Below are 9,946 nucleotides of genomic sequence, written 5' to 3' on the forward strand. Positions count from 1 at the left end.
TCGGCAAGAAGAAGGAATGCCCGGTTCAAAATGTGGTCATGTTAAAAACGCTTTCGATGCCGGCACCTCATCCCGGTATCGGAAACGGGGAGGAGGCAGACCGCAACTCCTGCCTCCTCCTTTTCTGCTCCATTGCATGATGCTGAGGGCCTCTCTCGAAAATCATCATTTCCGTACACAGATGCCGCTTTTTGAGAGAAACTCCCGGAGCAAGGAGTGAAAGCTGAATTGTTGTAACGCTCCAACGGTTTTTTTGACAGCGTTGCTCAAAGGGTTGGGCTTTGTAATGCGATCGCCGTTTAACCTGATTTTTCGTCCATCGGGATCAAGCGCTTTTCGATTTAAATGAATCAGATCAGCGCTCCGGTTCCTTGTTTTAACGCGCATCTTTTCCGATCGAAGCAGGATCAGAAATCAGTTCAGTGGACTGATTTCCCTGCGGAGGCGTTTCACGCTGTTCGGGATGCGCTCTCATTGGAGTGCACGATGCTAACTCGTATTGGCGGTGTGGTCGCCGCATTGTCAGGCGCTATCATTCTTTATTATGCTGTGCAGCTTGCAATTATCGGTGGCAGCTATTTCTATGTGATCATGGCGCTTGGACTTATGATCTCAGGGTTTCAACTCTTTCGCCGTCGCCAAAGTGGATTGTTATTTTATGCGCTGACGATCATTGCAACGTTTGTCTGGACACTTTACGAAGTCGGTTTGGACAAATGGCAGTGGATTCCACGCGGCGCCCTCCTTACGTTCCTCGGACTTTTTCTGTCGCTGCCATTCATTGTGGGTGGTCTTGAAGACAAGCCAGCCAAACCTTGGTCGCCAGGCCTTTTGAATGGGCCTTTCGTATTACGTTTGGTTATCAGCGCTGTCGCGGTTCTGGCCCTTGCTGCCTGGTTTATCGATCCTGTTGAAAAACAGGGAAAATTATGGCGCGCCACAGATGCGAATGATGTTGCGCTTGATCCAGGGGGCGTGGCGTATCCGGCAAATGACTGGGTCGCTTACGGGGGCACTAATCTTGGACAAAGGTATTCTTCCCTCAAAGACATTGATACGAGCAATATTGGCAGGCTCACTGTTGCATGGGAGCACCATACAGGCGATCTGCGTGAAGGCGACGGTGTTGATTCAAAGGAATATACGTTTGAGGCAACGCCAATCAAAGTAAATGGTCTTGTATATTTGTGTACGCCGCACAATATCGTTCAGGCGCTGGAGCCGGAAACTGGCAAGCTGGTATGGTCTTTCGATCCCGGATCACAGCGCGACAACCAATATCAGCATCAGACGTGTCGTGGCGTTTCTTACAATGATTCCTCCAGCTATGTGGTGCCTGAAGAGATCGACCGGGCCAAGGTCGATGTTATTAAAACCGCGATTGCCCAATGCCCACGCCGCATTATTGCGTCATCTGTCGATGCGCGTCTTTATGTCTTGAATGCCGATAATGGCGAATTGTGCACGAGTTTTGGGGACAATGGTTATGTCGATCTCAAGGCGCAGATGCCAAATCTGGAGCGCGCTGTTTACCAGCAAACATCAGCGCCTTTGGTTACAAAAAATCTCATTGTTCTAGGCAGCGCAATCGCCGATAATTATTATGAGCACAACCCGTCGGGTGTTATTCGCGCTTATGACGTACGCACTGGCGCCATCGTGTGGAAATTCGATGCAGGCAAGCCCGACGAAACCGCTCCACTGACTGCGGGCGAGTTTTACGAACCAAATTCTACCGTTGCCTGGACGCAGTTTTCCGCCGATGAGAACCTCGGTCTTGTTTATGTGCCTTTCGGTAACAAATCACCTGACCAGGTTGGCATCTCGCGCTCGTCGGAAGACCAGAAGATGGTTGACACTTTGGCCGCGCTCGATCTCGATACGGGGCGACTGATCTGGAAGTTTCAGACCACTTATCATGACCTTTGGGACCGCGACAATCCTTCTCAGCCGGTGCTGATGCATTTGCCTTATAAAGATCAGGATGTTCCGGCAATCCTCGTTCCGACAAAGATTGGCAATATCTGGGTTCTTGATCGTCGCACGGGCGATCCGATCATACCGGTCACCACTCAGCAGGTCTCGACGAAGACAGATATACCGAATGAAAATCTGTCACCGACACAGCCGATGTCTTCTTTGTCGTTTGCGCCAAAGCCTCTGGCCGAGACTGATATGTGGGGTACGACGCCTTTCGATCAAATTGCGTGCCGCATCATGTATCGACAAGCACGTTATGACGGCAATCCGTTCACTCCCCCACAAACCGGAAGCGTTTCGCTGATCTGGCCGGGCAATATCGGCGTTTTCAACTGGGGATCGGTTGCCGTTGATCCGGTCAATCGCTGGATGATAGCAACGCCTCAGTATCTGCCTTATCTCTATCGTCTATATAAACGTCCGCAGGCACAGCTGGACAAATACATGTTCACTCCAAACGCGACAGGCGGAGAAACCAGGCCCGGCAATGAGAATCTTGGTGGCCCTTATGCTGTCTCGATTACGCACATGCGTTCGCCACTGGGTGTTCCTTGCAACACACCACCCTGGGGTGTGCGTGTCGGCGTCAATCTCGCAGATGGATTGACGGCATGGAAATACCGCAATGGCACTGTCGCGGGACAGAAAATTGCGGGTATCCGGTTCCCAATCTCCTTCGAAATGGGTATGCTCGCCCATGGCGGCACTTTGACCACTGCAGGTGGTGTTGCCTTTACGGGCGCTGCTCTCGATGATGTCATCCGGGGATATGACATGCAGACGGGACAAACCTTATGGTCGCACAAACTGCCCGCAGGCGGCCAGGCAACTCCGATGACTTATCGTGGCAAAGATGGGAAGCAATATGTGGTTATTGCAGCCGGGGGGCATGGTTCGCTTGGCACGACACCGGGAGATTCTGTGATTGCTTACAGGCTTGATTAGAGCATATGCGCGAAAGTTTGAAACGACTTTGCAGAGAAATCAGTCCATTGGGCTGATTTTTTTGCCCGCGTCGTATGGGTGATTTTGTCCAGCTGGGTGCAATCTACAATCGTCAGGATCGGGCAAAAACCTGCTCCAGCGACAGACCGGGAGGCGCGGATAGTGATGACGGGACTGTTGATTAGCGCAGCCGTAAGCTCCGGGCAAAAAATCGGGTCTGGCGCCCGAACCGGTACTTGGAGAACGGTGCGCGCGGATCTCATCATGGCCTGGTTGCAATAACAACCGATCGCGAGAGGCCGGATATATTTATGCAGACTGGAACCGCCAGAACCGTCAAGTCCCTTGCACGAACAAGGGGGACCATACATTTTTTGACGCGCTACAAGGCGCAGAGAAACTACCGCTTCGATATTCGCCAGTAAGCAAGATGTGAGCCCATCCAAGCGGCGAGATATGGACGAGAAATTCTGGTGGCACATCGAGACCGGCTAGGCAGCGAAAAAGCCAGCCAAATGCCGCAAGAATAATCACAGTGCCTTAAGTTAGCGCCTATGGGGTCGCCCCTTCATGCACGGATCGCTTGCGCTACCATGTCGGGGGCTTGCTCGATCACCTTTAACAACAGCATTGCGGCACGATCCGGCTCGCGGCGGTGCTGCTCCCAATACTTGATTGTGCCAGCAGGCAGGCCATACCGTTTTGCAAACTCGGTCTGTGAAAGCTTCAGGCGTTTGCGAATGGCTGCAACATCAACGGTTTCAGGGAAAAAACAAAAAATCAGAGCGCCGATCTGATTCAATCAGATTGAAACGCGCTTCAGGTCTGGCGATGTGCCGGAGGCCATATTGCAAGATTTAGCCGTTGAGCGCCTGGCATCAGGAATTGGTAATTTTCACTGAAGTCCCTTTGATTTCGATAGTCCCATCCTTGTTCAACGTTATGCTGGACGCGCCACATTTGAGCACATATTGTTCGCCGACAGTGGTTTCCTTGTATTTCCCGACGTCTTCGAGGCAGCTTTTTCCCACGGTTGTGACTTTACTGACGCCGACTTGCTGGGCGGAACTGACGCCCACACATTCCGATTTGCTGCCAGCGACCAGGAGTGCGGCCATTCCCTTGCAAGGGTCGAGGAGGTCCTTTACAGTGGACAATACTTTGCTTTGGGCTGCGAATGACAGGCCGGCATCGGTCTGGGGGTTTGGGCCGTTGGTGACAGCGACACGCAAAGCTTCTGCTGCATTGGCGAGAATGCCGAACAGATGCATGCCGATGATCCCGGAAAACTCGATTACCTCTGTTTTCTTTTCGCTGCTTTTGTCGGCACTTTTTTTCAACAGGGCGGCGGTTTTGGTGGTTAACTGGAGTGATTCTGTTATGAGCTTGACAATGACCGCTCCGATATCGCCGACAACAGTAATCGAAGCGCCACCGATTTCTGTTCTTTGATTAACGGCTACCTGTTCCACTTTGTTTCCGCCGACCGAATTGAGCACATGTTCGTCTACCCGGCTGGTTACCGATTGCCGGACCATCTCGGTGCGATTGCCTTGGGCGTGAATGAAGAGGTTTTCAGCACCGCCTTTATTTTCAAAAGTTATCTCATTGCCCCCTTTGCTTCCTGTTGACTTCGATCTCAAAGCCATCAGTGTCTTGTTGCGGGGCAGATCATAGTGGGGCATATTGTCAGGATTATTGACGACAGCCATCACCACTGGCCGATCAGGATCGCCATTGGAAAAGGAGACAGTCACTTCAGTCCCCACGCGTGGAACATCCTGTGTCCCGGACGAAGCTCCGCTACCGGCCTGGTTTACGCGAACCCATAAAGTATCGGATCCGTCTTTGCGCGCGCGACGATCCCAGGGGAAGTATAGCTTCACTCTGCCAAAATTGTCCGTGTAGATTTCTTCGCCCGGGGGACCTGCAACAATGGCTGGAGAAGTGCCGTGAATGAGTGGTCGCGGGGTTTTGAGATGCGGCGTCAATGGTACGCGTGCCGGGATAGCTCGAAATTTGTTTTTATAGGTTCCTCGCCGCTCTCCGCTTTGAGGAAAACCCGGGAGAACAATTTCGTGGATGATGCTTGTCACAACATATTCAATATTGTCTTCATAGTTAGGCTGAAAGCACTGGCCAACCTGTAAAGTCGGCAATTCGGAGGATGCTTCCACCCACTCGCAATCGGCCTCGATTGCCTGCATACGTAACTTGCTGGCCAGTTCTGCGTCCTTTTCGGTCAATGCCCGGGAAGGATACTCAAACAATTCGTGCTTATTATTGTTTTGCCAGGTTGTATGCGCAGTTGTGAGCGCATGTACCATATTTTTGGGCGTCTCGAAGTTCCAGTCACCCGTTGAGGTGGAACTGGGGATATAATTGAATTTATGGCACCATGAGGTTATGTTTTTTGTCTGGACGTCAATGGCTGATGAATGGGATGGGTTTTTCAGCCATCCAAACTGGTGATTGGCAACGTGGAGCTTGGTTTCATTTTCTCCATGTACAAACCACCAGAACAAGCCCGCCTCTTCCATTTTGCGAAGAGCATATTGGTAGTCGGTTTCGCCATATTGAACGCTGTACTCGAGCTGAGGAAGTTGCTTTCTTATAACGCCGGCTGTATCGGGAGCATTCAGGCGATGTTCACGGAGCAATGTTTCAAGCACGTCAACGGCGTTTTGGTGTTGCCAGATCCGGTGATCCTTGCGTTGGGATAAAAGCCAAAGAGCGGGACGAACGATTAGCTTGTACTTGCATTCTCCAGCCCATAGTTTTTTTCCGTCCCACAATTTGTCCAGCTTTTGAAATTCGGTGATGACGCCGGTATAAGTCCGGAACAAATCATTATTGCGCGATACAATCAGTCGCAGCTTGAGGTCAGCGCCTATAATGTCGCGTGGGGAGATGTCTTGTTGTGCGACGGCGAAAATTTCCATTTCGAACAGGTCGCTGACCTTTTCGTCGATATTTACGTTCTCCAAAATAAACAGGTTGCGGAAAGCTGGCGTTATAATTTCCACCTGCGGATGTAGGCTATCAATGTTGCTGACATTCGAACGAGTATTCATAAAGAGTTCCTGGCTGATAGATATACCTACGGAGATAACCGTTACCTGGGGCGCGCGTTTCGATCTGATGGAATGAGATCAGCGCTCTAACCATTTTTTACATTTTTCAGGACGCACCCTAAAGATGGATGGATAGCAAAAAACATTATGTATAATATATTTCTAATATAATTTCAGGCCGGATTGTATAAATCTCTTTCTATAGAAATCTGATTTTTCTAAACACAATTCCATTCTTATTTTGGAATATAATCATATATACGCATAGGCGCTTAATTGGACAAAAGAATGGCTAAAAATACACTTAATTACAATGTCTAAAATCAAGTCGAACAATTTCGATTCACGATGATGCCTGGCATCATGCAAGCGCTATCAGATGGTGTGGGCTGATGCAATCGGCTGTGGCTGTGCCAGACATGGCTTGCGCAACGCAAGAAGGGACTTGAGCGCAGAGCATAAGCCAACTGACGGATAACGAAGAAAAAGTATTTATACCAGGGCGCATTGATTGGAACCGATGCGCCCAATCGCGCAGTCGATGGCAATGATCGACGATGTCGTCGTGGTTTTGGAAGGTCTGGTTGACGGCCGGTTGTTACGCAGGAACTGCCGGATGTTCTCCATCGGATTGCGTTCGGGCGCTTTGGACGATAGCGGCAGCACAGTGATATTGTCGGGAACGACGAGTTTGTCCGTCAGATGCCATCACGTCTGATCGAGGATGAGACCGGTGTGGGCGCTGCGCGCGACCTGCCGCGATATTTCCGCCAGATGCCCGGTCATGGCATGAGTATCGCACCACGGCATCACAAGTGCCGCTCCTTTGCCATATTTGGGGCAGATCGCGCCGAATATATGGACCGATCGCGTTCTCTTGTCCTGTTGGTGCCAATGGCCCGTTCCCCGGTTCGCCCATCGCCGGGTGATTTTGTCATCTGTCCAATACGGGCTTCGTCCTGAACCGGATTTTCTATTTCTTTGCCTCGGGCCTGACATTCACGGATTTCTCCCAATGCGGCAGGGACGTCTTTTTAAAAATGGCGACGGCTACGCTACCCTGCGCATGATACCCGGGGCGGGCAGTCAATTTGCGGTAGCCCATCATGCGCAGTTCACGCGCAACCGTCTGACGGCTCACCCTGATGCCAAATTCGATCTCAATCCAGCGTATCAAATCGCATAGACGTCAGCGTACGGTTCCATCCACTTCGAACTGCGGGCCATTATCAACCGGAACAGCCAGAGCAGCGCGTTGCTCATCGTTGAGCAGTGGTTTGCGGTCTGGGGTTTTGCCATTGACCAGGCCATCCCCGTCGGGGGCATCGCAATACCCGGTTCCGGACAATCTGCACGCCGACACCGCCGAAACGGGCCGCCGCGCTGCGGTTTTCGCCGTCATAAATCGGCGACAGGTCCCGAAGGCGAGGCGTATAGGCCCGTACCCTTATGCTGTTTTGCAAGCCTGTGAAGATCATCGCCGCAAAAGTCAGATCGCAACGTTACTGCTCGTTCCATTCAAACCTCCGGTTTTGAATGGTGAGCCATGAAATCAACCCGGCGGCAGTCACAAATGTGTCAGCGTTATTAGGCACCGGTACGAGGGCAGTTCATGCGGACACTGGCTGTCAAACTCCAGACCTGCGAAGACATCGTCGATCATTGCGGCAAGGCAGGGAGGCAAGCTGATCGCCGATCCAGGGGAAATCATTTCAATCGGACTGCGCGCACATCGGTTCCAGTCAATGGGCATTGGTATATCGAGGCCTCCTCTGGTTTAAAGCGCGTTTTGAACTGATTGAATGAGATCAACATTCCAAAGGCTTGTTTTAACGTACGTCTTTTCGATTGGGGAAAGAGTGGAATTAGTCCGCGGACTGACGTCCCCGCCGAGATTTCTCATGTTTTTCGAAATGCACTATAATATCGCTTGATAAGAATATAATATTATTATCATATTTCGGTTAATAATATTTGTAGTTTCATGTTTCATGAAAATAATAATATCTTGATGAGGTTATTTAACGATGTTAGAACAATATGCGCGCTCTAATGCACTGTTTATGACTTGTGGTCTGGGGCGATTATATTCGATTACATATTGCATATGGGCGAGTTGTTAGATGGAATTCTGAAAAAATATTAGGAGATGGGATTATGATGAAGGCCTACAAAGTTTTTCTTATAGCCGCGACAATTGCTGGCATGTCACTGACTGCGCTGTCCACGAATGCACTTGCGGATCAATGGAACCACAAGCGCCATGTGTCTTCTACGAGGGTCTCAACCACCTATCGTGAAGGGCACACTGTTCGCCAGTTACGCAATGTAACGCGATACAAGGATATTGAACGCCCAAAGACAGTCGTCCATACCAACCGGATCGTGAATGTTACCCGCATTCAGCCAGTGACCCGGGTCAATACGGTAACCCGTGTTCATAACCGGACCGTTGTCTTGCGCGAAAACCGCTATTCATCCGAGACCAATCTGCTGCCGACCAGGCGATATCGGAGCAGCAAGGTGCTTGTTTCCCGTGCGTCCTTACGTCCGACCTCGAGCACCGTTTATCGATATAAGACGGTCCGTGAAGTGAACAATGTGACCCGTTACCGTGATGTCAACCGGACGCATTATGTTCGTCATGTTAATAATATTGTTCGGGTCAACAGCGTACAGCCAATCGTGCGGACCCATGTTGTGACGCGTATTCATGAGCGCCCACATGTGGTGAGCCGCAATCAATATATTAACAAGGTTGAATATTTGCCAGAGCGCACGGTGCGTGGCGCAAAGAGCGTGCAGATGCGTTATGCAACGCGTTCGTATGAGCGCGTTGGCCACACAAAAGCGTGGCATGGAAAACATCACCACTATCGTTCGCACTTTGAATAGTTCTCTGCCATCGGAGCGTGCCAGTATCACTGGCGCGCTTTTAGAGCGCGTTTTGATCTGACTGGAGATCGGCGCTCCAATTCCTTGTTCTGGCGCGCATCTTTTCCGATCCGGATTTGATGAGAAAATATACATATTAAACAACAATTATAGCGACATGTTTTGATTCAATAGGTCAAACGCGTTCTCAATGAGACAGTGATTTATTTTAAGAGGATTATCATGGAAAATTTATTGGCGCAGTTAATCGGTGGCCTTTTTGGGGGCGCTGCTGGCGGAAAAGTCCTTCCTGGATCAAATATGGGCGGGTTCGTTAATATGCTTGTTGGTGCGGTCGGCGGTGTCGGCTGCAACCAGTTGTTAGGTTTTCTTCTGGGTGCAGGTACAATGGTTGGAGATGCAACAAATACTGCAGCCCAATCAGGTCTCGATATTGCAACACTTGCCCAGCATCTGGGTGGCGGCGGCGTGGCAGGCGCGGTTGTCCAGTTGGTCGCCGGCTTCCTTAAGAATTCGCTTCTCAATAAACCGACGGCTGATTGATGTCTGCCGACGTTTGACGTTTTCGCATGGCAAAGAAAAGCAGACTGGCGATGAGCTTCTCAACGTGCCGGTCTGCTTCGTGGCTCGCCCGCACGGCGGCTGAGTCCGCCCGCGGTCAGAAACTGGCGGAGAACCGACGCCGCGAGCTAATGGCCGAGTGCAAGAGCCTGGTCACGGAAATCCACGTTCTCCCACCCGTCCAAGGTGGACCTGGTGCGGGAGGCGAAAGCTGCCGGATATGAGGTCGTGCTTTACCACGTCAACGTGCACAGCCCGAACGTGTCCGTCATGTGCGTCGCTCATTGGGTGGATCATAGTGGTCACCCGGTACCCGAAGACAAGATCAGACAGCGCTATGACGTAACCAGCCCTTGATCCCCGAGGCCGCCAAACTAACCGACCGCGCCTACATTTTCCCCCTCCGGTCGAGCATCAGTATGTCTGGCACGGCGATACAGGCCGGCGATTCTTAAACCGTGAAGCGGCTCGAACGCGTCGGCGGCAATGTG

At 51.1% G+C, this 9,946-nt stretch carries 5 protein-coding genes and 1 pseudogene; 3 read left to right on the forward strand and 3 right to left on the reverse strand.

The window, feature by feature from the left end; genetic code table 11:
• Positions 1-345: 345 nt before the first annotated feature.
• Positions 346-2,925, forward strand: coding sequence for a membrane-bound PQQ-dependent dehydrogenase, glucose/quinate/shikimate family (locus tag ACTJKP_RS25365; protein ID WP_440632652.1), 2,580 nt, complete (start codon positions 346-348; stop codon positions 2,923-2,925).
• Positions 2,926-3,493: 568 nt separating this feature from the next.
• On the opposite strand, the gene ACTJKP_RS25370 is transcribed toward ACTJKP_RS25365, so the two are convergent.
• The 3 genes and pseudogenes from ACTJKP_RS25370 to ACTJKP_RS25380 all read right to left on the reverse strand — a co-directional run.
• The gene (locus tag ACTJKP_RS25370) at positions 3,494-3,727 is read right to left on the reverse strand and encodes a helix-turn-helix domain-containing protein (protein ID WP_440632653.1); all 234 of its coding nucleotides are present in this window, start codon (positions 3,725-3,727) and stop codon (positions 3,494-3,496) included.
• A gap of 76 nt (positions 3,728-3,803) precedes the next feature.
• The gene (locus ACTJKP_RS25375; protein WP_440632654.1) at positions 3,804-5,999 is read right to left on the reverse strand and encodes a type VI secretion system Vgr family protein; all 2,196 of its coding nucleotides are present in this window, start codon (positions 5,997-5,999) and stop codon (positions 3,804-3,806) included.
• Positions 6,000-6,513: 514 nt separating this feature from the next.
• Positions 6,514-7,517 (reverse strand): annotated as a pseudogene (locus ACTJKP_RS25380) (IS630 family transposase); the annotation flags it as partial.
• Positions 7,518-8,156: 639 nt separating this feature from the next.
• On the opposite strand from ACTJKP_RS25380, the gene ACTJKP_RS25385 reads away from it, so the two are divergent.
• Both ACTJKP_RS25385 and ACTJKP_RS25390 read left to right on the forward strand, forming a co-directional pair.
• Entirely contained in the window at positions 8,157-8,894 is a 738-nt protein-coding gene (locus ACTJKP_RS25385) for a hypothetical protein (protein ID WP_440632655.1), read from the forward strand.
• A 222-nt stretch (positions 8,895-9,116) separates the two neighbouring features.
• The gene (locus ACTJKP_RS25390; protein ID WP_440632656.1) at positions 9,117-9,437 is read left to right on the forward strand and encodes a hypothetical protein; all 321 of its coding nucleotides are present in this window, start codon (positions 9,117-9,119) and stop codon (positions 9,435-9,437) included.
• Positions 9,438-9,946 lie beyond the last annotated feature (509 nt).

The organism is Brucella sp. 22210, from assembly GCF_052045675.1.
Taxonomy (GTDB): Bacteria; Pseudomonadota; Alphaproteobacteria; order Rhizobiales; family Rhizobiaceae; genus Brucella.